Origin of the sequence: Streptomyces sp. NPDC048370, from assembly GCF_043200825.1 — a bacterium.
Classification (GTDB): domain Bacteria; phylum Actinomycetota; class Actinomycetes; order Streptomycetales; family Streptomycetaceae; genus Streptomyces.
The window spans coordinates 62891-87149 of sequence record NZ_JBICYI010000011.1 but is presented as its reverse complement, the minus strand read 5'-3'; the positions used below and the strand labels follow the sequence as shown (position 1 = coordinate 87149).

Sequence of the window (24259 nt, the reverse complement as noted above, 5' to 3'; positions counted from 1 at the left end):
CCGGATTCCGCTCGGTTCTCGCTCGGTTCTCGCTCGGTCATTAAAGATCGCGTCACTGTCAGAGGTGGCGGGTAGGCTCGACAACAAGATGACAGAGGACCTCACACCAGCCGAAGCGTACGCAGCTGCTCGCGCCCGCAACGCCGAGCAGGCCACGGCGCTGGCCCCCTTCCGCGAGATGTACGAGTTCGGTCTGGACCCCTTCCAGATCGAGGCCTGCCAGGCCCTCGAAGCGGGCAAGGGGGTGCTCGTCGCCGCGCCCACGGGCTCCGGCAAGACCATCGTCGGCGAGTTCGCCGTCCACCTCGCCCTGCTCCAAGGGCGCAAGTGCTTCTACACGACACCCATCAAGGCGCTGTCGAACCAGAAGTACGCCGACCTCGTGAAGCGGTACGGCCCTGACAAGGTCGGCCTCCTCACCGGCGACAACAGTGTCAACGGAGACGCTCCGGTCATCGTCATGACCACCGAGGTCCTCCGCAACATGCTGTACGCGGGCTCCCAGGCCCTCAGCGGCCTCGGCTACGTGGTCATGGACGAGGTGCACTACCTCTCGGACCGCTTCCGGGGCGCCGTCTGGGAGGAAGTGATCATCCACCTCCCCGAGTCGGTGACGCTGGTCTCACTCTCCGCGACCGTCTCGAACGCCGAGGAGTTCGGCGACTGGCTCGACACCGTACGCGGCGACACCGAGGTCATCGTCTCCGAGAGCCGCCCCGTGCCGCTCTGGCAGCACGTCCTGGCAGGCCGCCGGATGTACGACCTCTTCGAGGAGGAGACCGACCACGGCGGCCGCGGCGCGTCCCGCCGCGAGGTCAACCCCGACCTGCTGCGCCTGGCCCGCACGGAGAACACCCGTACGTACAACCCGCGTGAGCGGCGGCGCGGCAAGATGATCCGCGAGGCCGACCGCGAGCGCGAGCGCCGTCAGCGCTCCCGCATCTGGACGCCCGGACGGCCCGAGGTCATCGAACGCCTCGACGCCGAAGGGCTGCTGCCCGCCATCACCTTCATCTTCAGCCGCGCCGGCTGCGAGGCCGCCGTCCAGCAGTGCCTCTACGCCGGACTGCGGCTCAACAACGACGAGGCGCGGCAGCGCGTCCGCGAGATCGTCGAGGCGCGCACCGCCGCCATCCCCTCCGAGGACCTCCACGTCCTCGGCTATTACGAATGGCTGGAAGGCCTGGAGCGCGGCATCGCCGCCCACCACGCCGGCATGCTGCCGACCTTCAAGGAGGTCGTCGAGGAGCTCTTCGTCCGCGGCCTCGTGAAGGCGGTCTTCGCGACCGAGACCCTCGCCCTCGGCATCAACATGCCCGCCAGGTCCGTGGTCCTGGAGAAGCTCGTCAAGTGGAACGGCGAGCAGCACGCCGACATCACCCCCGGCGAGTACACCCAGCTCACCGGGCGCGCAGGGCGGCGCGGCATCGACGTCGAGGGGCACGCCGTCGTCCTCTGGCAGCGCGGTCTGGACCCGGGCCACCTCGCCGGACTCGCGGGCACCCGCACGTACCCGCTGCGTTCCAGCTTCAAGCCGTCGTACAACATGGCGGTCAACCTGGTCGACCAGTTCGGCCGCCACCGCTCGCGCGAGCTCCTGGAGACCTCGTTCGCGCAGTTCCAGGCGGACCGGTCGGTCGTCGGCATCTCGCGCCAGGTCCAGAAGAACGAGGAGGGCCTAGAGGGCTACCGCGAGGGCATGACCTGCCACCTCGGAGACTTCGAGGAGTACGCGCGGCTGCGCCGCGACCTCAAGGACCGCGAGACCGAACTGGCCAAGCAGGGCGCGGCGCAGCGCCGTGCGGCGGCCGCCGCCTCCCTGGAGAAGCTGAAGCCGGGGGACGTCATCCACGTGCCCACGGGCAAGTTCGCCGGACTCGCCCTCGTCCTCGACCCGGGGATCCCGGCCGGGCGGACCAACGGCCACCGGGGCTTCGAGCAGCACGACGGGCCCCGCCCGCTCGTGCTCACCGCCGAGCGTCAGGTCAAGCGGCTCGCCTCGATCGACTTCCCGATCCCGGTCGAGGCGATGGAGCGGATGAGGATCCCGAAGTCCTTCAACCCCCGCTCCCCGCAGTCCCGTCGGGACCTGGCATCCGCCCTGCGGACCAAGGCGGGACACATCAACCCCGAGCGACACCGCAAGGACCGCTCGGCCGCCGCCGACGACCGCGAGATCGCCCGGCTCCGCACCGAGCTGCGGGCGCACCCGTGCCACGGCTGCGACGAGCGCGAGGACCACGCCCGGTGGGCGGAGCGTTACCACCGCCTGCAGCGTGACACCAAGCAGCTGGAGCGGCGCATCGAAGGCCGGACGAACACCATCGCCCGTACCTTCGACCGGATCGTCGCGCTCCTCACCGAGCTCGACTATCTGCGCGGTGACGACGTCACGGACAACGGCAAGCGGCTCGCCCGGCTCTACGGCGAACTCGACCTGCTGGCCAGCGAATGCCTGCGCGACCGGGTCTGGGAGGGTCTCACCCCGCCCGAACTGGCGGCGTGCGTCTCGGCGTTGGTGTATGAGGCCCGGCAGTCCGACGACGCCGTGCCGCCGAAGCTTCCCACCGGGAACGCCAAGGCCGCGCTCGGCGAGATGGTGCGGATCTGGGGGAAGCTCGACGCCCTGGAGGAAGAGTTCAAGATCAGCCAGACGGAGGGCGTCGGCCAGCGCGAACCGGACCTGGGCTTCGCCTGGGCCGCCTTCCAGTGGGCCTCCGACAAGGGGCTCGACGAGGTCCTGCGGGAGGCGGAGATGCCCGCCGGTGACTTCGTGCGCTGGTGCAAGCAGGTCATCGACGTCCTCGGGCAGATCGCGGCCGCCGCGCCGAAGGAGACCAGCACGGTCTCCAAGAACGCGCGCAAGGCGGTCGACTCGCTGCTGCGGGGCGTGGTGGCGTACAGCTCGGTGGGCTGACGTACTGTCATGTCGCTTGTGGGGGCCCGTGGTTGACGCCACGGGCCCTTTGGGTTGGGGGTGGGGGCGGGCGCGGCTCGGGGGTGCGGGCGGGTGCGGCTTGGGGGCGGGTGCGGCTCGGGGGTGCGGGCGGGTTGTCCGAGTCTCCGTACTTTCCTGCGGGGTGTTGTCCACAGGGCGTTGTCCACAGGGGTGGCGGAGGGTCGGAGGTCTCCGATTCCATGGACGTACGCACACACCGGGCAAGACCGCTGGGAGGGGACCCACGTGACCACGCAAGCCGGTTCGGCCGCCGTCGACGAGGCGGCCGACGGACAGAAGATCGTGCCGGGGCCACGGGGCGTACCGCTGCTCGGGAACCTGCCGGAGTTCGGCAAGGACCCGCTCGCCTTCTTCGAGCGGCTGCGCGAGCGCGGAGACTTCGTCAGCTGGCGGTTCGGGTCGGGCCCTGCGCTCTTCATCGCCCACCCCGAGACCATCGGTGAACTTCTCACCGAGGTGGAGCGCACCTTCGACCAGCCCGACCTCGGCATCGCGTTCCGTACGTTGCTGGGGAACGGAGTGGTCGTCGCCAAGGGCGCCGACTGGCGCCGCAAGCGCTCCCTCGTCCAGCCCTCCGTCCGGCCCAAGCAGGTGCGGTCCTACGCCGCGACGATGGCGGAGTGCGCCATCGCCCTGGCCGACCGTTGGGGTGACGGGGAGCGCGTCGACATCAAGAAGGAGATGGCCGCCCTCACCCAGCTGATCGCCGTCCGCACCATCTTCGGTGTCGACACCGCCGCCGACGCCGAGGCCATCGGCCGTGCCATGGATGTCGCGCAGAAGGAGATCGGCGCCGAATTCAGCGGGATCGGCGCGCTGTTGCCCGACTGGGTGCCCACGCCGGGTCGGGCCCGCATCAAGCGCGCGACCGCCGTCATCGACGCCGAGGTCGGTCGGGTCGTCGCCCGCCACCGCGACGGTGACACCGAGCGGCCCGATCTGCTCAGCCGGCTCCTCGCCGCCCAGGACGAGACCGGCGCGCACCTCTCCGACGAGGAGATCCGCGACGAGACCGTCACGCTGTACATCGGCGGACACGAGACCACCAGCTCCACCCTCGTCTGGGCGTGGCAGCTCCTCTCGCACAACCCCCGTGTGCGGGACGCCCTCGCCCAGGAACTCGACCGGGTCCTCGGGGACCGTGAGCCGGGCTTCGACGACTACGCCCGCCTGCCGTACACCCAGGCCGTGGTGAAGGAGACGCTCCGCCTCTACCCGACGATCTGGCTGCTCACCGGTATCGCCCGGGAGGGCGCGACCCTCGGCGGGATGACGATCCCGCCCGGGACCCGCGTGTGGTCCAGCCAGTGGGCCACGCACCGGGACGGGCGGTGGTTCACCGATCCGGAGGAGTTCCGGCCGGAGCGCTGGGGCGCCGCGGAGGGCGAGCCCGCGGAGGAGATACCCGAGTACGCGTGGTTCCCGTTCGGCGGCGGGCCCCGGGTCTGCCTCGGGACCCGGTTCGCGATGGTCGAGGCCGTCCTGATCCTCGCCGTCCTCGCCCGCCGGTTCCGGCTCGACCTGGACCTCGGAGCCGGGGAGATACGCCCCGTGCCGAGCCTGACCCTCCAGCCGGACCGGGAGGTCCTCGCCACGGTCCGAGCGCGTTCGTGAGGTGCGGGATGATCCCGGTATGAAGATCAGCGCGCGGGGGCTCAACCGCTCGACTCTGGCACGGCAGTTGCTCCTTCGACGGGAGCGGATCGGCGCATCCGAAGCGGTACGGAAGGTGGTCGCGCTGCAGGCCCAGCAGCCGGCCTCCCCGTATCTCGCGCTGTGGAACAGGACCGTCGGATTCGACGCCGCCGACCTCGACGGGGCCTTCGCCCGGGGGACGGTCGTCAAGTCGACGCTGATGCGGATCACCCTGCATGCCGTCCACGTCGACGACTTCCGGACCTTCCGTGAGGCAGTGCATCCCCTGCTCAGGGCGGGCAGGATCGGCGACCCTCGGTTCGCGGCGTCGGGCCTGACCGCCGAGGACGCGGACCTGCTCGTGCCGGAGCTGCTGGCCTTCGGCGACCGGCCCCGGACGGGTGCCGAGTACGAGGCCTGGATCCAGGAGCGGGTGGGGGCCGCGCCGAAGTCCGGTGCGTGGTGGGCGCTGCGGCACTACACGCCGCTGGTGCACGCGCCCACCACGCCACCGTGGTCCTTCGGGGAACGCCCGTCGTACGTCGCACCCCCCGACCCGCCGGCGCCGGCGGGTCCGGAGGCGTCCGACGCCGCGCTGCGGACGCTGCTCCTTCGCTACCTCGAAGGCTTCGGGCCCGCGTCAGCGGCGGACATGGCGCAGTTCGCGCTGGTCCAGCGGGCCAGGGTCAGAAGGGTGCTGGAGACGCTGACGGACGACCTGGAAAGGGTCGAGGGCCCGGACGGCGAGGACCTGTTCGACGTACCGGCCGCACCCCGCCCGGACGGGGACACCCCCGCCCCGCCCCGGCTGATGGCCATGTGGGACAGCACCCTGCTGGCCTACGCCGACCGCTCACGGGTCATCCCGCCCGCGTACCGGGCGACGGTCATCCGCAGGAACGGAGACGTGCTGCCGACCCTGCTGGTCGACGGCTACGTCGCGGGCGTATGGAGACCGACCGAGGGAGGCATCGAGGCGACCGCCTTCCACGACCTGCCGGCCGAGACATGGGAAGCCCTCGCGGAGGAGGCCGGCGCCCTGAGGACCTTCCTCGCCACCCGCGACCCCCGCGTCTACCGCCGCTACAACCACTGGTGGACCAAGCTCCCGACCGGCGAGACGCGGGTGCTGCCTGGGGTTTGAGGGGTCGGGCATTATCGATAGTGGCACTCTCTGCTATCTGATAGCGGTGCTATCTATGATGGGTGGGTCGGTCGGCAAGACCGGAGCAGGATCGGGAAGGTGAACGCAGGGTGCGCATCGGAGAGTTGAGTCGTAGGACCGGGGTGTCGGTGCCGACGATCAAGTACTACGTACGGGAAGGGCTGCTGCCGGCCGGGGAGTTGACGAGCCCGAACCAGGCCTCGTACGGGGAGGCGCACGAGCGGCGCCTGCGCCTGATCCGGGCGCTCCTGGACGTGGGCGGGCTGTCGGTCGCCTCGATCCGTGAGGTCCTCGAGGCGATCGAGGACCGCGACCGACCCGTGCACAAGATGCTGGGCGCGGCCGCCGACCGGGTGGTGCCGCGCTACAGCGACGATGCGAGTGAGGGGATCGTCGAGGCGCGGGCGGCCGTCGCCGATCTGATCGAGCGGCGCGGCTGGCACACGTACGAGGGCAGCGCGGCGGCGGAGGCGCTCGCGGTCGCCCTGGCGGCGCTGACGGAGATCGGCCACGCGGGGTTCGCGGAGGTGCTCGACGCGTACGCGGGGGCGGCGGAGCAGGTGGCCGGGGCGGATCTGGAGTACGTCGCACGCAATGTGGAGCGGGACGAGCTGGTGGAGAGCGTGGTCGTGGGGACGGTCCTGGGGGACGCGATCTTCGCGGCGCTACGGCGGCTCGCGCACGTGGACGCGTCGGGGAGGGTGTTCGGTACGGGGAAGTGAGTGGTCGGCTCGCGCGGCGCCGACGCCCGCCCCTCTGCGCTCGGCGGTCTGCGGGCCGTTCGCGACGGCGGCGGGGCCGGGGGCGACGCCCCGGCCCCGCCGCCTCCCGCTCAGTTCTCCTGTTCGCGTTCCACCTGGTCGTTCCATTCGCGCTTGATCGCGCGCCAGGCCTCGTCCGTCTTGCCCTGGCGCCAGTAGCCCGAGATCGACAGGCGCTCGCGCGGGACCTCGCGCTCCAGGCGCAGGTGGCGGCGGAGTTCCTTCACGAAGCCCGCCTCGCCGTGGACGAAGGCGTGGACGTCGCCCGCCGGGAAGTCCAGGGTGCGGACCGCGTCGAGGAGGGCCTCGCCCGCCGGGCGGTCGCCGCGGTGCAGCCAGGTCACCTCGATGCCCGCCGCCGTCGCGAACTTCTGCTCCTCGGCCGCGTCCGCGACCTCCACGAAGGCGTGCACGGTCGCGCCCTCCGGCAGCCGCTCCAGGGCCACCGCGATCGCCGGCAGCGCGCTCTCGTCGCCCACCAGCAGGTGCCAGTCCGCCTCGGCGTCCGGGGCGTAACCGCCGCCCGGGCCCAGGAAGCGCATGGTCTCGCCCGCCGTGGCCCGCGCCGCCCACGGCCCGGCCAGGCCCTCGTCGCCGTGGACCACGAAGTCGACGGTCAGCTCGCGGTGGACCGGGTCCCAGCTCCGTACCGTGTACGTCCGCGTGGTGGGCCACTGCTCGCGCGGGAACTCCGCGCGGATCCGCTCCATGTCGAACGGCTCCGGATAGCTCACGCCCTCGGGCGCGAAGAGCAGCTTCACGTAGTGGTCGGCGTACTCGCCCACCGAGAACGCGTCGAGGCCGTCCCCGCCCAGCACGACCCGCACCATGTGTGGGGTGATCCGCTCCGTGCGTACCACCCGTGCCTCATGGGCCTGCGGTGCCTTGCGCGCCGGCTGCTCTGCCACGACGGTCTCCCTGACTGACTCGCGAACTTAGGTTTGCCTAAGCTAGCACTCCGTACGGTCGACAGCCCAGAGCGCCTCGGAGGCCCGCAGGCCCTCAGCGCTCCAGGACCGGCAGCAGCCGGCCCACCGCCCCGCCGAGACCCCAGCGCGCCACAAGCCCCGCCAGCGCCTCCGGGTCCTTGGGTACGCGAGGCAGCGCAGGATCGAACTCCGGCAGGGGTACGTCCCCGGCCACCCTGACGACCGTGGGGGCCACGTCCAGATACTCCGCCGCCTCCACGATCCCGCGCCGCTTGGCCGGGGTCAGCTTCGACGTACGGTCCACGGCCGCCGCACGCACGCCCGCCAGGTCGCCGTACTCCGTGATCAGCTGCGCGGCCGTCTTCTCGCCGATCCCCTTCACGCCCGGCAGCCCGTCGCTGGCGTCCCCGCGCAGCGCGGCGAAGTCGGCGTACTGGTCCGCCCGCACCCCGTACTTCGTACGGATCAGCTCGTCGTCGACCAGATCGCAGTCCCCGACGCCCTTGCGCGGGTACAGCACGCGCACCGCGCGCTCGTCGTCCACCAGCTGGAAGAGGTCACGGTCGCCCGTGACGATGTCCACCGGGCCCTTCGCCTGCCCGGTCAGCGTGCCGATCACGTCGTCCGCCTCGTAGCCCGCGACCCCGACCCGGGCGATGCCGAACGCGTCAAGGACGTCCTCGATCACCGGCACCTGGGGGGAGAGCGTGTCCGGGATCTCCTCCTCGTCCGGGCCCGTCTCCGTCTCCACAGCGACTCGGTGCGCCTTGTACGACGGGATCAGGTCCACCCGCCACTGCGGGCGCCAGTCGGCGTCCATGCAGGCCACCAGGTCGTCCGGGTGGTGGTCCTGGACGAGCCGGGTGATGAAGTCCAGCAGACCGCGCACGGCGTTGACCGGCGTGCCGTCCGGGGCCCGGACCGAGTCCGGCACGCCGAAGTACGCGCGGAAGTAGAGAGAGGCGGTGTCGAGGAGCATCAGGCGTCGCGTCACACCCCGATCATGCCGCACCCCACTGACACCCGCCCCGACCGACGCCGACTCCCGCCCCGGCCGACGCCGACTCCCGCCCCGGCCGACATGGCCCCGCACGCACGACCGCCCGGACCACTTTCAGTGACCCCCGTCACCTTTGCGTTTGCGTCCGCGACCCCCGGGCAGGCGCGGGCCCGGAGCGGACCCGGTACGGGATTCAAGGTGATTCAACGGACTCACCGACGAATCGACGTACACACGGGAGGCGCGGGCCGAAACCGCCCCGCTCCACGGCCTGGCTGCGGGGGTGGCAGGGCCGTTTTCGTTTCAACGCGTGAGGTATATGTGTCCAGGCTCCAGGCCGACCACCTGTACAAGGTGTTCGGCAGACGACCCGACGAAGCCGTCAAGAAACTCAGTGACGGTGCGGACCGCGACGAGCTCCGCGCAGACGGCACCACGGCGGCGGTGATCGATGCCTCCTTCACCGTCGAGCCCGGCCAGATCTTCGTCGTGATGGGTCTGTCCGGATCCGGCAAGTCCACCCTCCTGCGCATGCTCAACGGCCTGCTGGAGCCCACCGCGGGCCGCGTGCTGTTCGACGGCGACGACCTCACGGCGCTCAGCCCCCGCGATCTGCGCACCGTGCGGTCCACGAAGATCAGCATGGTCTTCCAGCACTTCGCCCTCTTCCCGCACCGCAGCGTCCTCGAGAACGCCGCCTACGGCCTGGAGGTCCAGGGAGTCCCGCGCGCCGAGCGCGAGACCCGGGCCGCCGAGGCCCTGGAGATGTGCGGCCTCGCCGGCTGGGAGAAGTCCTGGCCCGACGAGCTGTCCGGCGGCATGCAGCAGCGTGTGGGCCTGGCCCGCGCGCTCGCCACCGACGCCGACCTGCTCCTCATGGACGAGTCCTTCAGCGCCCTCGACCCGCTGATCCGCCGCGACATGCAGGACCAGCTCCTCGAACTGCAGAAGCGACTGAAGAAGACCATCGTCTTCATCACCCACGACCTCAACGAGGCCATGCGCCTCGGCGACCGCATCGCGGTCATGCGCGACGGCCGGATCGTCCAGCTCGGCAGCGCCGAGGACATCCTGGTCCGCCCCGCCAACGACTACGTCGCCTCCTTCATCCAGGACGTCGACCGCTCCCGCGTCCTCACGGCCGCCGCCGTCATGACGGACGCCGAGGGCCCCAAGGCCGCGGACGCCTGCGGCTGCGAGACCGTCGGCCCCGACACCCTCGTCGCGGACCTGTGCGCGGTCAGCGCCCGCGTCCCGCACCCGGTGGCCGTGAAGGACGGCGACGGCACCGTCCTCGGCGTCGTACCGCAGTCCCGGCTGATCGGCTTCATCGGCGACGAGCAGCGCCCGCCCGTCGCCTGCACCCCCGGCAGCACCGGTACGAAGGAGGTGGCCGCCCATGCCTAGGCTCCCCCTCGGCCAGTGGGTCGACAGCTCCGTCGACTGGCTCCAGGCCCAGCTCTCGTGGCTCTTCGACGCCATCACCACCGTCGTCACCGGTCTCTACGACGGCATCGACGCGGTCCTCTCCGCGCCCGAGCCCCTGCTCTTCGCCGGCATCCTCGCCGTCGTCGCCTGGTGGCTGCGCGGCCTGCCCGCCGGTGTGCTCGCCTTCGCGGGCTTCGCGCTCGTCGACTCCGTCGACCTGTGGGACGACGCCATGTCGACGCTCTCCCTGGTGCTCGTCGCGACGCTCGTGACCCTGGTGATCGCGGTCCCGCTCGGCATCTGGGCCGCCCGGTCCAAGACCGTCAGCGCGGTGCTGCGCCCGGTCCTCGACTTCATGCAGACCATGCCCGCCATGGTCTATCTGATCCCCGGCATCATCTTCTTCGGCGTCGGCGTGGTCCCCGGCATCATCGCCACCATCGTCTTCGCCCTGCCGCCGGGCGTCCGGATGACCGAGCTCGGCATCCGTCAGGTCGACGGCGAACTCGTCGAGGCGGCCGAGGCGTTCGGCACCACCCCGCGCGCCACGCTGATGCGCGTGCAGCTGCCGCTCGCCCTGCCGACGATCATGGCCGGCATCAACCAGGTCATCATGCTGGGCCTTTCGATGGTCGTCATCGCCGGCATGGTCGGCGGCGGCGGGCTCGGCGGCGCGGTCTACCGCGCCATCGGCAACGTCGACATCGGCCTCGGCTTCGAGGCGGGCATCTCCATCGTCATCCTCGCCATGTACCTGGACCGGATGACCGGCGCGCTCGGCCGCCAGGTCTCGCCGCTCGGCCGCCGCGCCCTCGCCAAGGCGCGGGCCGCGACCGCCGCGCGCGCCGGAGCGAAGCTCTGGAACCACCGCCCCCAGCCCGTCACCGCCCTCGTCGGCGTGGTCGTCCTCGCCCTCGTCGCGGGCGGCATGGGCTTCCTCGGCGGCGGTACGGCGTCGACGACGGCCGGCGGCAAGGACATCGGCCACGGCAAGAAGATCAGCCTCGGCTACATCCCCTGGGACGAGGGCATCGCCTCCACCTTCCTCTGGAAGGAACTGCTCGAACGGCGCGGCTACGAGGTCGACACCAAGCAGCTGGAGGCCGGCGCGCTCTACACCGGTCTCGCGGGCGGCCAGATCGACTTCCAGACCGACTCCTGGCTCCCGGTCACGCACGCCCAGTACTGGGAGAAGTACCAGAACAAGCTGGAGGACCTCGGCTCCTGGTACGGCCCCACCTCGCTCGAACTGTCCGTGCCGTCCTACATGAAGGGCGTCGACTCGCTCGACGACCTCAAGGGGAAGAGCGGCGAGTTCAAGGGCCGGATCATCGGCATCGAGCCGAGCGCCGGAATGATGGGCATCCTCAAGGACAAGGTCCTGAAGGAGTACGGCCTGGAGGGCGAGTACAAGGTCGTCGACGGCTCCACGCCCGGCATGCTCGCCGAGCTGAAGCGCGCGTACGACAAGAAGGAGCCGGTCGTCGTCACGCTGTGGTCGCCGCACTGGGCCTACTCCACGTACGACCTGAAGAAGCTCAAGGACCCCAAGGGCACCTGGGGCGCCGGTGACGGCGTCCACACCCTCGCCCGTAAGGGCTTCACCGCCGACAACCCCGAGGTCGGCGCCTGGCTGAAGAACTTCGAGCTGACCGAGAAGCAGCTCACGGATCTCGAAGCGGCCATCCAGGAGACCGGCAAGGGCAAGGAGCAGGAGGCCGTCCGCGGCTGGCTGGAGAAGAACCCCGGCCTCGCCGAGAAGCTCGCCCCGCAGTAGCACCCACGCAGGATTCTGACTCCTGTCCGAAAAGGGGTGGTCGCCGAGCGTGTTCGGCGGCCACCCCTTTTCGCCACGACGCGAAACCCCGTGCCAAAGCTGCGTAAGGTTCAGGTAACCGACCAGTACGCAGGCACCGAGGCACGAGGGAGGGAGCCGACATGGACGACAAGGAATCCCTACGCGTGGGCGCGGCCGTCAAGAAGCGCCGCAGGGCCCTCAAGCTCACCCTGGCCGTCGTGGCCTCCCGCAGCGGCCTGTCCGTGCCCTTCCTGAGCCAGATCGAGAACGAGCGGGCCCGCCCCAGCAAGCGCTCCCTCGAGCTCGTCGCCGGCGCCCTGGAGACCTCGGCCGGCGAACTCCTGGCCGCCGCGGAGGCCGCCCGCACCGTCGATGTCGTACGGGCCGAGGAGCATCCGCACGCGATGCCCGAGGGCGTACGGTCCCTGGTCCGCGGCCGGCACCAGCTGCACGCGCTGGAGTTCACCGGGGAGCGGGACGCGGGCCGCGAATTCCAGCACCGCAACGACGAGTTGCTCTTCGTCGCCGACGGCGCCGCCGAGGTCGAGGCCGAGGGCCGGGCGTACCGGCTGGAGCGCGGCGACACGCTCTACCTCTCCGGCGGCGTACGGCACCGGTGGCGCGCCACCGAGCCCGGCACCCGCCTCCTGGTCGTGGCCGTCGCCGAGCACATCGAGGCCGACGACACGTGAGCGTGCGGCCGGCCCGAGTCGTCTCCCTCGTGCCCTCCCTCACCGAGGCCGTGGCCGTCACCGCGCCCGGCCTGCTCGTCGGCGCCACGGACTGGTGCGAGCACCCGGTGGACCTCGACGTCGTACGGATCGGGGGCACCAAGAACCCCGACGTCACCGCGATCACCGCGCTCCGCCCCGACCTCGTGATCGCCAACGAGGAGGAGAACCGCGCCCCCGATCTGGCCGCCCTGCGCGCCGCCGGGATCGAGGTCCTGGTCACCGAGGTGCGCACCCTCGACCAGGCGTTCCGGGAGCTGGACCGGGTGCTGCGGGCCTGCGGCCTACCGGACCGGCCGCGCTGGCTGGACGAGGCCGAGGAGGCGTGGGCCGCCGTCGAGGCGGTGCCCGTCGGCGCGGCGAAGGGCCGGCCGCCGACCGCCGTCGTGCCGATCTGGCGCCGCCCCTGGATGGTCCTCGGCCGCGACACCTTCGCGGGCGACCTGCTGGCCCGTCTCGGCGTCCGGCACCTGTACGCCGACCACCCCGAGCGCTACCCGCGCGTCCCGCTCGACGAGCTCCGGGCGGCCGGCGCCGACCTCGTGGTCCTGCCCGACGAGCCGTACCGCTTCACGCGCGACGACGGCCCCGAGGCGTTCCCCGGGACCGCCGCCGCGCTCGTCAGCGGGCGTCATCTCACCTGGTACGGACCGTCACTGGCCGAGGCGCCACGGGTCCTCGCCCGGGCCCTGCGAGCAGCGCACCGCTGAACAGCCCGCGCAGGGTGTGGGTTCCGGCCACCAGCCAGGCGGCGACGAGGAACACGTACAGCGCGATCGCGAGCCAGCGGAAGACGGCGAGGCCGGTGTGGTGGGCGAGCCCCTCCGCGCCCGTCACGCAGGTGCCGACGGGGAAGGTGAAGGCCCACCAGGTCATCGCGAACCCCATGCCCTGCCGTCGTGCCCGCAGGACCAGCGCCCCCGCGAGCGCGAGCCACAGCAGGGCGAAGCCCATGACGGGCACGCCGTAGAGGACGGCGAAGGCGGCGAAGCCGTGGGCGTACGGCTCGGGCAGCAGGCCGGGGGCGGCGTCGGCGAACTTGTTCGCGGCGGTCGTCGACTGGCCCAGCGGGCCGAGGACCAGGAAGAGCGTCGGCGTGAGCGCGAGGGGCAGCGGCCCGCCGGTGACCAGCCGGCCGAAGACCAGGGGCAGCATGACGAGGGTGGCGAGCAGGCTGATGCCGAACATGGCGTAGCAGGCGATCAGCAGGGTCTGCTGGGGCTGCCCGGCGGGCAGGTGGGGCAGGAGCAGCGGGCCGACGGCGGCGGAGACCATCGGCGCGACGACGGGCAGCAGCCAGACGGGGGAGGCGCCCTCGATCTTGTGGTGCACCACCATCAGGTACGGGATGGTCACGGCGGCGGCCAGGCCGATGACCGTACCGGCCGTGAAGAGGACGGTGTCGAGGGCGACGGCCGCGGTCGGGCCGATCCAGTCCTGGCCGACGATCAGGGCGCCGGCGCCGACGGCGAGCAGGGCCATCGACAGACAGCCGTAGAACGGGGCCACGGCCGGGTCGAGGAGGTGCTCGCGGGCGCGGTCGCGGTGGTGGATCCAGTGCAGCGCGCGGGCCGTGAGCAGGGTGAGGAGCATCGCGAGGGAGAGCGCCCAGACGGCGGTGCAGGCGGTGCGGAGGCCGGGGGCGTCGACGGGGAGGGTGGCTCCCGCGTTGGCGACGATCGCGGTGCCCATGACCGAGGCGTACCAGTTGGGGCCGAGGTGACGGACCGCGGCCGCCCGCACGCCGGGGGTGGTGGCGAGGGGGGCCGGACGGGAAGGTGCGAGTGTTGCCATGGCTCCACACTCGCGCGGGGGGACGGGCCCGACCAGGGATCTTGGCGCTATGACGTCATAAGCTGACTTTATGAGCAACGAGCCTGCCGAGACCTCGCCCCTGTCCCACCGGGTCCCCGACCTCGGCGCGCTCGAACTGCTGCTCGCCGTCGCCCGGCACGGGAGCCTGGGGCGGGCCGCCCGCGAGGTGGGCATCACCCAGCCCGCCGCGAGCAGCCGGATCCGGTCGATGGAGCGGCAGCTCGGGGTCGCCCTGGTGGACCGTTCGCCGCGCGGTTCTCGGCTCACGGACGCGGGGGCGCTCGTGACGGACTGGGCGCGGCGGATCGTCGAGGCGGCGGAGGCCTTCGACGCCGGCGCGCAGGCGCTGCGGGGGCGGCGGGACTCGCGGCTGCGGGTGGCGGCGTCGATGACGATCGCCGAGTACCTGCTGCCGGGGTGGCTGATCGCGCTGCGCGCGGAGCGGCCGGACACGGCGGTCTCGCTGATGGCGGGGAACTCGGCGGCGGTCGCGGAGCGGCTCCTCGGCGACGAGGCGGACCTGGGGTTCGTGGAGGGGCTCGCCGTGCCGGACGGCCTGGACGGGGCGGTCGTCGCCCGCGACCGGCTCGTCGTGGTCGCCGCGCCGTCGCACGCGTGGGCCCGGCGGCGTCGGGAGGTGGACCCCGGGGAGCTGGCCGCGACCCCGCTGATCCTGCGCGAGCGCGGCTCGGGCACCCGCCAGGTCCTGGACTCCGCGCTCTCCGCCCACGGCGGCCTCGCGCAGCCGCTGCTGGAACTGGCCTCGACCACGGCCGTGAAGGCGGCGGCGGTGAGTGGGGCGGGGCCGGCGGTCCTGAGCGAGCTGGCGATCGCGGAGGAGCTGGCGTCGCGGCGGCTTGTCGAGATCCCGGTCGCGGGGGTCCTGTTGCGGCGTGAGCTGCGTGCGGTCTGGCCTACGGGGCATCGGCCGACGGGGCCGGCGCGGGACCTCCTGTCTTTGACGAGGGCGACGCCGGCGGGGTGAGGGCGGGGGGCGTGGGTGGGGGTGGGAGCGGCCGGTGGGCGAGTGCGGGCGCGCTGTGGTTGTTCGCGCAGTTCCCCGCGCCCCCAAGGCCCCTGAAGGCCCCTGACGTCCCTCAGGTCGTTGCCATGATGAGGCCCTGCATCAGTCTCAGGTCTTCGCCCATCTCCGGGTGCCACTGGACGCCCAGGGCCCAGGTCGGGTCCGGGAGTTCGATCGCCTCGATCGTGCCGTCCTCCGCGTACGCCGACGGGGTCAGGTCCGCGCCGAGGCGGTCCACCGCCTGGTGGTGGTAGGTCGGCACCGAGGTCAGCTCCGGGACCAGGGACGCGTACCGCGTGCCCGGGACCGGCTTCACCGCGTGGCGGCCGATCACGCCGACCGCATCGACATGGCCGTCCAGGTGCTGGACCAGCGTGCCGCCGAGGGCCACGTTCAGGAGCTGCATGCCCCGGCAGATGCCGAGCACCGGGGTGCCGGAGGACAGGGCCGCGTCGATCAGGGCCAGCTCCCAGGTGTCCCTGGCCCGGGCCGGCGGGCCGGTACGGGGGTCGGGCTCGGCCCCGTACCGTACCGGCTCGACGTCCGCCCCGCCCGCGATCACCAGGCCGTCGAGGCGTGCGACCACCGACGCGGCGGCGGACGGCTCGTCCGGCGGGAGCATCGTCGCGAGACCCCCGCTCGCCTGCACCAGACGCGGGTACTGCGCGGGCAGCAGCGCCGCCGGCATCTCCCACACGCCCCAACGGGCCTGGTCCAGATAGGTCGTCACGCCGATGAGCGGCTTGGACACGGATGTTCCTCCAGAAGTACGGGATGGACGGTGGGTCAGTCGCGTCCGCCGTCGGCGCGGTCGCGTTCGAGCTCGGCCTCGGCCGCCGCAAGCGCCGCGAACTCCTCCTCCGGCGCCTTGGCCACCAGATGGTGCCGACTGTAGAACGCGAAGTAGGCGAGGGCGATCACATAGACCCCGAGCGCGATGAACGCCGCGTCCTTGTCGACAAGGAACGTCGCCACGAGCGCCGACAGGGCGAGGACGAACGCCACCGACGAGGTCACGACACCGCCCGGCGTCCGGTACGGGCGCGGCAGCTCCGGCTCGCGGCGCCGCAGCACGATGTGCGAGAGCGCCATCAGGGCGTACGAGATGGTCGCGCCGAACACCGCGATGTTCAGCATCCGGGCGCCGTCCCCGGTCCCCGCCGCCAGGGCGAAGCCGATCCCGCCGGGGATCAGCAGCCCCAGGTACGGGGACTTCCGGCGGCTCGTCAGAGAGAGGAACCGGGGAAGGTAGCCGGCCCGGGAGAGGGCGAAGAGCTGGCGCGAACCGGCGTAGATCAGCGAGAAGAACGAGGCCACGAGCCCCGCGAGCCCCGCGTAGTTGACGAAGCGGCTGAGCGTCGTCGGGTCGCCTTCGCCCTGCAGCGCCACGACCAGCGGGTTGCCCGCCTCCTGGATCGCGGCCGAGCCGCGCGCCCCCGTCGCGGCGACGAAGGTCACCACGGCGAGCAGCACCAGGATGCCCATCGAGAGCGCGAGCGCCCTGGGCATCGAGCGGACCGGGTCCTTGGCCTCCTCCGCCGCGAGCGGCACCCCCTCGACGCCGAGGAAGAACCACATGCCGAAGGGGAACGCGGCCCAGATCCCGAGGAGGCCGAACGGCAGCCAGGAGTTGGCGCCGAACGCCTCCCCGTCGACCGGGATGTCGTCGAGACCGTCGACGTGGAAGTCGCTCAGCGCGCCGAGCGCGAAGATGACGAGCGCGGCGACCGCGATCGCCGTCACGATCAGGCTGAAGCGGAGCGCCTCGCCCACGCCCCAGAGATGGATGCCGATGAAGACGGCGAAGCAGGCGAGATAGACCGGCCAGCCGGACTCCAGGCCGAAGAGGCCGAGCGATTCGACGTAGTCGCCGATGAAGATGGAGATCGCGGCGGGCGCGAGGATGTACTCGATGAGGATCGCGGTGCCGGTGAGGAAACCGCCCCAGGTGCCGAGCGCCCGGCGGGCGAAGCCGTAGCCTCCGCCCGCGGTCGGCAGGATGGCGGAGAGTTCGGCGAGCGCGAAGACGAGACAGGCGTACATCGCGCCCATCAGGACGGTCGCGATGGCGAGGCCGCCGAAACCGCCCTTGGACAGGCCGATGTTCCAGCCGGAGAAGTCGCCGGAGACGACGTAGGCGACGCCGAGCCCGGTGAGCAGCAGCCAGCCTGCGCTGCCCCGGCGCAGGGCCCGGCGTTCGAGGTAGTCGTCCGGTGCGGTCCCGTTCCCTGGTGCCGTCTTGTCCCCGGTGGTGTCTTCGAGCGTCATGGCAGCGTCAGCTCCCGTGTCGGGCCCAATGGATTGGTGCCATACCTTTGCGCCGCCCCGGCTGGAACGCAACCCCCGTGCGTTACTTTCGGGTTACGTGAGCGCCCGGCCCCCCTCGCGACAGCGGCCCCTCACGTCAGGAATCCCCGCAGCAGCGCCGCCGTACCCCCGCAGTGCTCCCGCATCACCTCGCGCGCCGCGTCCGCGTCGCCGTCGAGGACCGCCTCCACCAGGGCCGTGTGCTGGTGCTGGGAGTGCTCCAGGTTCCGTACGAGCAGCGGGATGCAGTCCAGGAGGTCGTTGACCGTCGCCCGCACGGCGGCGTACTGCGCGGTCAGCGTCGGGGAGCCGGAGAGCTCGGCCAGCGTGAGGTGGAGCAGCGTGTCCTGGCGCCGGTAGTCGGCCAGCGGGGCGTCGTGCGTGGCGGCGAGGGCGGTACGGAGCCGCTCCGCGCCCTCGTCGTCGAGCCCGTGCGCCGCGCACAGTCCCGCCGCGCCGACCTCCAGGACCTCCCGGAACCGCAGCGTGTCCTCGACGTCGACGGAGGCGATCCGGCGCCGCAGCTCGTCCTCGTCGGCCCTCTGCGGGCGGGCGAGCACGAACGTTCCGCCGTACCGCCCGCGCCGGCTCTCCACGAGCCCCTGCTCCTGGAGGACCTTCAGGACCTCGCGCAGGGTGACCCGGCTGATCCCCATCCGGTCGGCGAGTTCCCGTTCGGCGGGGAGCCGTTCGCCGCCGGGGACCAGCCCGAGCCGCACGACCTGGAGGATCTGCTCCAGGGCCTCCTCGAAGCCGTTGCCCGCCCGGACCGGCCGCAGCACGGGCGTCAGCCGGTCAACCTGCGGGGCGGGCGATTCACTCGTACTGGACACGTTCCCGTTTCCCCTTCCCAAGCAATGGTCTTCCGCAATACCTTATGGCTTCCGGCTGACCCAAGGAGGAACAATCCCGTGGCAGACCGCAAAGCCCCGCTCTCCGTCGAGGAGCTCCGCGCCCTCGTCGCGAGCGGTGAGATCGACACGGTCGTCCTGGCCTTCCCCGACATGCAGGGACGGCTCCAGGGCAAGCGGTTCGCCGCACCGTTCTTCCTCGACGAGGTCCTCGACCACGGCACCGAGGGCTGCAACTATCTCCTCGCCGTCGACGCCGAGATGAACACGGTCGACGGATACGCGATGTCCTCGTGGGACCGCGGCTACGGCGACTTCGCCATGCGCCCCGACCTCGCCACCCTGCGCCGCGTCCCCTGGAACGAGGGTACGGCGATGCTCGTCGCCGACCTCGCCTGGAGCGACGGCTCGCCCGTCGTCGCCGCGCCCCGCCAGATCCTCCGCCGCCAGCTGGAACGGCTCGCGGAGCACGGCTACACCGCGCATGTCGGCACGGAGCTCGAGTTCATCGTCTTCAAGGACACCTACGAACAGGCCTGGGACGCGAACTATCGGGGCCTGACACCGGTCAACCAGTACAACGTCGACTACTCGGTCCTCGGCACCGGCCGCGTCGAGCCCCTCCTGCGCCGGATCCGCAACGAGATGGCCGGCGCCGGCCTGATCGTCGAGTCCGCCAAGGGCGAGTGCAACCCCGGCCAGCACGAGATCGCCTTCAAGTACGACGAGGCCCTCGTCACCTGCGACCAGCACGCCGTCTACAAGACCGGTGCCAAGGAGATCGCCGCCCAGGAAGGCGTCTCGCTCACCTTCATGGCGAAGTACAACGAGCGCGAGGGCAACTCCTGCCACATCCACCTCTCGCTCCAGGACGCGCAGGGCACGAACGTGATGGCCGGGGACGGGCCCGCCGGGATGTCGGAGGTCATGCGGCACTTCCTCGCCGGGCAGCTCGCCGCCCTGCGTGACTTCTCCCTCCTCTACGCCCCCAACATCAACTCCTACAAGCGCTTCCAGCCCGGCTCCTTCGCCCCCACCGCCGTGGCCTGGGGCGTCGACAACCGCACCTGTTCCCTGCGCGTCGTCGGCCACGGCCGCTCCACGCGCTTCGAGAACCGGCTCCCGGGCGGAGACGTCAACCCCCACCTCGCCGTCGCGGGCCTGGTCGCCGCCGGCCTGTACGGCATCGAGCAGAAGCTCGAACTCCCCGAGGGCTGCGACGGGAACGCCTACACCGCCGACTACGCCCACGTCCCCACCACCCTGCGCGAGGCCGCCGAACTCTGGGAGACCAGCCCCATCGCCAAGGCCGCCTTCGGCGACGAGGTCGTCGCGCACTACCGCAACATGGCCCGCGTCGAACTGGACGCGTACGACGCCGCGGTGACCGACTGGGAGCTGCGCCGCTCCTTCGAACGCATGTGAGGAACGAGTTGCCGCACGAACTGCTTGTCCTGAACCCGGCGACCGAGGAGCTCGTCGCCACCGTCCCCGCCGCCACGCCGCAGGACGTCGACGCCGCCGTCGTACGGGCCACCGAGGCCCAGCGCGGCTGGGCCGCGGCCGCCCCCGCCGACCGGGCCCGGCTGCTGCGCCGCTTCGCCGCCGTCGTCGACGCCCACACCGAGGAGCTGGCCCTCCTCGAAGTCCGCGAGGCCGGCCACACCCTCGGCAACGCCCGCTGGGAGGCGGGGAACGTCCGCGATCTGCTCGACTACGCGGCCGGGGGAGTGGAACGGCTGAACGGCCGTCAGATCCCGGTCGCCGGCGGGCTCGACGTCACCATCCTCGAACCCCTCGGCGTCGTCGGCGTGATCGCGCCCTGGAACTTCCCCATGCCGATCGCCGCCTGGGCCACCGCCCCGGCCCTCGCCGCCGGCAACGCGGTCATCCTCAAGCCGGCCGAGACCACCCCGCTCACCGCACTCCGCCTCGCCGAACTCGCCCTGGAGGCCGGGCTCCCCGAGGGCCTCTTCCAGGTCCTCCCCGGCGAGGGCGCCGTCGCGGGCGACGCGCTCGTCGAACACCCCGGCATCGCCAAGATCGTCTTCACCGGCTCGACGCGGGTCGGCAAGAGCATCATGGCGAAGTGCGCCGACCAGGTGAAGCGCCTGACGCTCGAACTCGGCGGCAAGAGCCCGAACATCGTCTTCGCCGACGCCGACATCGAGGCGGCGGCGGCCGCCGCTCCGATGTCCTTCCTCGACAACAGCGGCCAGGACTGCTGCGCCCGCACCCGCATCCTGGTCCAGCGGAGCGTGTACGACCGCTTCCTGGAGCTCCTCACCCCCGCCGTCGAGGAGATCGTCGTCGGCGACCCGACCGACGAGAAGACCCAGATGGGCCCGCTGATCTCCAAGGCCCAGCTGGAGCGCGTACGGGCGTACGTCCCCGACGCCCTGCCCGGCATCCGGGGCAAGGCACCCGAGGGCCCCGGCTTCTGGTTCCCGCCGACCGTCCTCACCGACATCGCCGAGGACGCGCCCTGCGCCGTCGAGGAGGTCTTCGGACCGGTCGCCGTCGTCCTGCCCTTCGAGGACGAGGCCGACGCCGTACGGCTCGCCAACGCCACCGAGTACGGCCTCTCCGGCTCGATCTGGACCCGCGACGTCGGCCGTGCCCTGCGCGTCTCGCGCGCAGTCCGGGCCGGCAACCTCTCCGTCAACTCCCACTCCAGCGTCCGCTACTGGACCCCCTTCGGCGGCTACCGGCAGTCCGGCCTCGGCCGGGAGCTCGGCCCCGACGCACTGACCGCCTTCACCGAAACCAAGAACGTCTTCATCAGCACGGAGGGCCCCGCACTGTGAGCAACGAGACCCTGAGCAACGAGACCGTCTGCCGCCGCCTCGTCGGCCGCACCGCCGTCATCACCGGCGCCGGCAGCGGCATCGGCCTGGCCACCGCCCGCCGCCTCGCCTCCGAGGGCGCGAACGTCGTCTGCGGCGACATCGACGAGACGGCCGGCAAGGCCGCCGCCGAGGAGGTCGGCGGGACCTTCGTGCAGGTCGACGTCACCGACCCGGAGCAGGTCGAGGCGCTCTTCAAGACCGCCTTCGACACCTACGGCTCCGTCGACATCGCCTTCAACAACGCGGGCATCTCGCCGCCCGACGACGACTCGATCCTCACGACGGGCCTGGAGGCCTGGAAGCGCGTCCAGGACGTCAACCTCACCTCCGTCTACCTCTGCTGCAAGGCCGCCCTGCCCTACATGCGGCAGCAGGGCCGGGGCTCCATCATCAACACCGCCTCCTTCGTCGCGATCATGGGCGCGGCCACCAGCCAGATCTCGTACACCGCCTCCAAGGGCGGCGTGCTCGCCATGTCCCGCGAACTGGGCGTCCAGTTCGCCCGCGAGGGCATCCGCGTCAACGCGCTCTGCCCCGGTCCTGTCAACACCCCGCTCCTGCAGGAGCTGTTCGCCAAGGACCCGGAGCGCGCCGCGCGCCGGCTCGTCCACATCCCCGTCGGCCGGTTCGCCGAGGCCGAGGAGATCGCCGCCGCGGTGGCCTTCCTCGCCAGCGACGACTCGTCCTTCGTCAATGCCACCGATTTCCTTGTCGACGGCGGCATTTCGGGCGCGTACGTGACCCCGCTGTAGCGGCCGCGACCCGGGTCCTAGGCTTGCGGGATGAGCATGACGACCCCGCCGGGCTGGTACCCGGACCCGGCAGCGCCCACCGTCGAACGATGGTGGGACGGCACGAACTGGACCGCGCACACCCGGCAGGCCCCGACAGGCGCCTACCCGGCGACGCCCATGGCGCCGTCCACGGTCGTCGCACCGGCTCCGTCCGTACGCAACGGGCGGAGCCGGGCCGTCGTCCTCGGCGCCGTCGCGGTGGCCGTGGTCGCGGCGGTCGTCGCGGGCGTGCTCGTGTTCGGCGGCGACGACAAGGGGGACGCGCCGCCCGCGGCGGGTCCGACCGGGGCCACGCCCACCGCGCCGACCACCTCGGCCACCTCCGACGCGCCCGTCGACGAGGAGGAGGACGAGAAGCCCACGCAGGTCGACGACCAGCTCAACGGCATCACCCTCCCCGTGATCAAGGGCTGGGAGAAGCCGGAGTTCTCCTCGGACCCGGCGCCGACGATCACGACCGTCGGCACCTATCAGTGCCCCGGGGCCGCCACGAAGAAGTGCCGCCACGGCACGGTCTCCTCCCACCCGGTAGGGGGCAGCAGCACCGCGACCCCCGAGGCCGTCGCCAAGGAGGACATCGTCCTGGCCGTCAAGGAGACCTTCCAGGAGGACATCCTCGACACCTTCCCCTACGGCACGATGGTCTCCCACAAGGTGGTCGCCGCCCGCCCCGCCGTCGTCGCGGGCCGCACCGGCTACCTGGTCCGCTGGCAGGTCGTCACCGACAAGGGCCCCGGCGGCTACGTCCAGTCGCTCGCCTTCCCGTCCCCGACGGGCAGCGAGTCCCCGGTCGTCGTGCGCTTCCTCTTCGACGCCGGTCCGGACGGACCCGCGCTCACCGTGATGGACGAGATCACGCGCGGCATCCGCCCCATCGGCAGCGACACCAACGGGGGAGTGGGCACCTCGATCACCCCGGGTACTCCGGGCACCCCGGGTACGTGAGCGGCGCGCAGCCCGGTCCTACAGGAACGTGCGGCCCTCGCCCCGGTACGTCGGTACGGTCGCCGTGATCCGGTCGCCCTCGATCAGCCGCAGGCTGTCGAACCGCTCGCACAGCTCCCCTGCCTTCGCGTGCCGGAACCACACCTTGTCCCCGATGAGGAGATCGTCCGCCGCCGAGCCGAGCAGCGGGGTCTGCACCTCGCCAGGACCCTCCTTCGGGTCGTAGCGCAGCCCCTCCGGCAGGTACGGGACCGGCAGCCGGTCCGCCCCCGCCGCGCCCGAGGCCGGGTAGCCGCCACCGAGCACGGTCACCACACCGACGCCCGGGCGGCGCACGACCGGCTGGGCGAAGAGGGCCGCGGGACGGCCGGTGAAGGACGTGTAGTTGTCGAAGAGGCGCGGGACGTAGAGCCCCGAACCGGCCGCGATCTCGGTCACCGCCTCCTCGGCCGCCGTCTGCTGCACGCTGCCCGTGCCACCGCCGTTGACGAACTCCAGGTCCGGCGCCACCGCCCGTACGGCACGGACCACGGCCGCGCGCCGGGCCGCCAGCTCCCGGCGGGCGGCCGACTGCATCAACCGGATCGCCCGGGACCGCAGCGGCCGCCCTGCCACCGCGTCCCCGACCCCGGCCACGTGCCCCTCGTACGCCATGATCCCGACGAGCCGGAAACCGGGGCGGCGGGCGATCGAGCGGGCCAGCTCGGCGAGCTGGGCGGGCTCGCGCAGCGGCGAGCGCAGCGCGCCTATCCGCACCTTGCCGCCGAGCAGCCGGAGGGAGGTGTCCAGCTCCAGGCAGACCCGGATCTCCTCGCCGCCGCCCGCGCGGGCCGCGTCGATCAACTCCAGCTGCGCCGGGTCGTCGACCATCACGGTCACGGCCGCGGCGAGCTTCGCGTCGTTCGCCAGCTCGCCGAACGACGTGCGGTCGGCGGACGGATACGCGAGCAGCACGTCCTCGAACCCGGCCCGGGCCAGCCAGAGGCTCTCGTCGAGCGTGAACGACATGATCCCCGCGAACCCCTCGCGCGCCAGGACCCGCTCCAGGAGCGCCCGGCACCGCACCGACTTGCTCGCCACCCGGATCGGCTTGCCCCCGGCCCGCCGTACGAGATCGTCGGCGTTGGCGTCGAAGGCCTCCAGGTCGACGATGGCGACGGGCGCGTCGAGATGGGCGGTGGCCCGGTCGTACCGGGCCCGGTCGGCGGCGCGGGGAGTCATGGCCCGAGCTTGCCAGACGGGTTTACGGGTGGGTAGCCCCTGAGTTC

At 72.1% G+C, this 24259-nt stretch carries 20 protein-coding genes; 13 read left to right on the top strand and 7 right to left on the bottom strand.

The window, feature by feature from the left end:
* Window positions 1-88 precede the first annotated feature (88 nt).
* From ACGFYP_RS23350 to ACGFYP_RS23335, 4 genes are all read left to right on the top strand, one after another.
* Window positions 89-2917 carry a DEAD/DEAH box helicase gene (locus tag ACGFYP_RS23350; RefSeq protein ID WP_393496728.1) on the top strand — a complete coding sequence of 943 codons (2829 nt, stop codon included), beginning with the start codon at window positions 89-91 and terminating at the stop codon, window positions 2915-2917.
* A 267-nt stretch (window positions 2918-3184) separates the two neighbouring features.
* Window positions 3185-4573 carry a cytochrome P450 gene (locus ACGFYP_RS23345; protein ID WP_393496724.1) on the top strand — a complete coding sequence of 463 codons (1389 nt, stop codon included), beginning with the start codon at window positions 3185-3187 and terminating at the stop codon, window positions 4571-4573.
* A 19-nt stretch (window positions 4574-4592) separates the two neighbouring features.
* Complete coding sequence (locus ACGFYP_RS23340; RefSeq protein WP_393496721.1) at window positions 4593-5738, top strand: winged helix DNA-binding domain-containing protein; 1146 nt, start codon at window positions 4593-4595, stop codon at window positions 5736-5738.
* 110 nt (window positions 5739-5848) lie between these two features.
* On the top strand, window positions 5849-6481 hold the full coding sequence (locus tag ACGFYP_RS23335) for a MerR family transcriptional regulator (RefSeq protein ID WP_361963582.1): 633 nt from the start codon (window positions 5849-5851) through the stop codon (window positions 6479-6481).
* 110 nt (window positions 6482-6591) lie between these two features.
* On the opposite strand, the gene ACGFYP_RS23330 is transcribed toward ACGFYP_RS23335, so the two are convergent.
* Together ACGFYP_RS23330 and ACGFYP_RS23325 are read right to left on the bottom strand one after the other, a co-directional pair.
* Window positions 6592-7428, bottom strand: coding sequence for a siderophore-interacting protein (locus ACGFYP_RS23330; RefSeq protein WP_393496717.1), 837 nt, complete (start codon window positions 7426-7428; stop codon window positions 6592-6594).
* Between the two features lie 94 nt (window positions 7429-7522).
* Window positions 7523-8428, bottom strand: coding sequence for a 5'-3' exonuclease H3TH domain-containing protein (locus ACGFYP_RS23325; protein WP_393497192.1), 906 nt, complete (start codon window positions 8426-8428; stop codon window positions 7523-7525).
* Between the two features lie 342 nt (window positions 8429-8770).
* Here ACGFYP_RS23325 and ACGFYP_RS23320 point away from each other — a divergent pair, with 342 nt between their 5' ends.
* From ACGFYP_RS23320 to ACGFYP_RS23305, 4 genes are all read left to right on the top strand, one after another.
* Window positions 8771-9856 carry a glycine betaine/L-proline ABC transporter ATP-binding protein gene (locus ACGFYP_RS23320; RefSeq protein WP_393496714.1) on the top strand — a complete coding sequence of 362 codons (1086 nt, stop codon included), beginning with the start codon at window positions 8771-8773 and terminating at the stop codon, window positions 9854-9856.
* Window positions 9849-11654 carry an ABC transporter permease/substrate binding protein gene (locus ACGFYP_RS23315; RefSeq protein WP_393496711.1) on the top strand — a complete coding sequence of 602 codons (1806 nt, stop codon included), beginning with the start codon at window positions 9849-9851 and terminating at the stop codon, window positions 11652-11654. The genes ACGFYP_RS23320 and ACGFYP_RS23315 overlap by 8 nt, the downstream gene beginning before the upstream one ends.
* Window positions 11655-11815: 161 nt before the next feature.
* Entirely contained in the window at window positions 11816-12367 is a 552-nt protein-coding gene (locus tag ACGFYP_RS23310; RefSeq protein ID WP_361963574.1) for an XRE family transcriptional regulator, read from the top strand.
* Window positions 12368-12369: 2 nt separating this feature from the next.
* Entirely contained in the window at window positions 12370-13116 is a 747-nt protein-coding gene (locus ACGFYP_RS23305) for a helical backbone metal receptor (RefSeq protein WP_393497188.1), read from the top strand.
* Here ACGFYP_RS23305 and ACGFYP_RS23300 read toward each other — a convergent pair.
* Window positions 13043-14200, bottom strand: a complete 1158-nt coding sequence (locus ACGFYP_RS23300) for a TDT family transporter (protein WP_393496708.1) — start codon at window positions 14198-14200, stop codon at window positions 13043-13045. The two genes, ACGFYP_RS23305 and ACGFYP_RS23300, sit on opposite strands and share 74 nt — an antisense overlap.
* A gap of 70 nt (window positions 14201-14270) precedes the next feature.
* Between ACGFYP_RS23300 and ACGFYP_RS23295 the strand changes: the two genes are divergently transcribed.
* Window positions 14271-15206 carry a LysR family transcriptional regulator gene (locus ACGFYP_RS23295; protein ID WP_393496705.1) on the top strand — a complete coding sequence of 312 codons (936 nt, stop codon included), beginning with the start codon at window positions 14271-14273 and terminating at the stop codon, window positions 15204-15206.
* Between the two features lie 112 nt (window positions 15207-15318).
* Here the strand turns inward: ACGFYP_RS23295 and ACGFYP_RS23290 are convergent, their stop codons facing one another.
* The 3 genes from ACGFYP_RS23290 to ACGFYP_RS23280 all read right to left on the bottom strand — a co-directional run bounded on the left by ACGFYP_RS23290 (window position 15319) and on the right by ACGFYP_RS23280 (window position 18385).
* A complete protein-coding gene (locus ACGFYP_RS23290; protein WP_393496702.1) occupies window positions 15319-15996 on the bottom strand; it encodes a gamma-glutamyl-gamma-aminobutyrate hydrolase family protein in 678 nt (225 codons plus the stop codon).
* A gap of 35 nt (window positions 15997-16031) precedes the next feature.
* Complete coding sequence (gene eat, locus ACGFYP_RS23285) at window positions 16032-17513, bottom strand: ethanolamine permease (protein ID WP_393496699.1); 1482 nt, start codon at window positions 17511-17513, stop codon at window positions 16032-16034.
* A gap of 131 nt (window positions 17514-17644) precedes the next feature.
* Window positions 17645-18385, bottom strand: coding sequence for a FadR/GntR family transcriptional regulator (locus ACGFYP_RS23280; protein ID WP_393496696.1), 741 nt, complete (start codon window positions 18383-18385; stop codon window positions 17645-17647).
* 78 nt (window positions 18386-18463) lie between these two features.
* Here ACGFYP_RS23280 and ACGFYP_RS23275 point away from each other — a divergent pair, with 78 nt between their 5' ends.
* From ACGFYP_RS23275 to ACGFYP_RS23260, 4 genes are read left to right on the top strand one after another with little or no spacing between them, the layout of a single operon-like run.
* A complete protein-coding gene (locus tag ACGFYP_RS23275) occupies window positions 18464-19828 on the top strand; it encodes a glutamine synthetase family protein (RefSeq protein ID WP_361963562.1) in 1365 nt (454 codons plus the stop codon).
* A complete protein-coding gene (locus tag ACGFYP_RS23270) occupies window positions 19795-21210 on the top strand; it encodes an aldehyde dehydrogenase family protein (RefSeq protein WP_393497185.1) in 1416 nt (471 codons plus the stop codon). Before ACGFYP_RS23275 ends, ACGFYP_RS23270 begins: the two co-directional genes overlap by 34 nt.
* Window positions 21211-21221: 11 nt before the next feature.
* A complete protein-coding gene (locus tag ACGFYP_RS23265) occupies window positions 21222-22004 on the top strand; it encodes a 3-oxoacyl-ACP reductase (protein WP_393497182.1) in 783 nt (260 codons plus the stop codon).
* Window positions 22005-22034: 30 nt separating this feature from the next.
* On the top strand, window positions 22035-22991 hold the full coding sequence (locus tag ACGFYP_RS23260) for a DUF2510 domain-containing protein (RefSeq protein ID WP_393496692.1): 957 nt from the start codon (window positions 22035-22037) through the stop codon (window positions 22989-22991).
* Window positions 22992-23009: 18 nt separating this feature from the next.
* On the opposite strand, the gene ACGFYP_RS23255 is transcribed toward ACGFYP_RS23260, so the two are convergent.
* Entirely contained in the window at window positions 23010-24212 is a 1203-nt protein-coding gene (locus tag ACGFYP_RS23255) for an amino acid deaminase/aldolase (protein ID WP_361963557.1), read from the bottom strand.
* Between the last annotated feature and the right edge of the window lie 47 nt (window positions 24213-24259).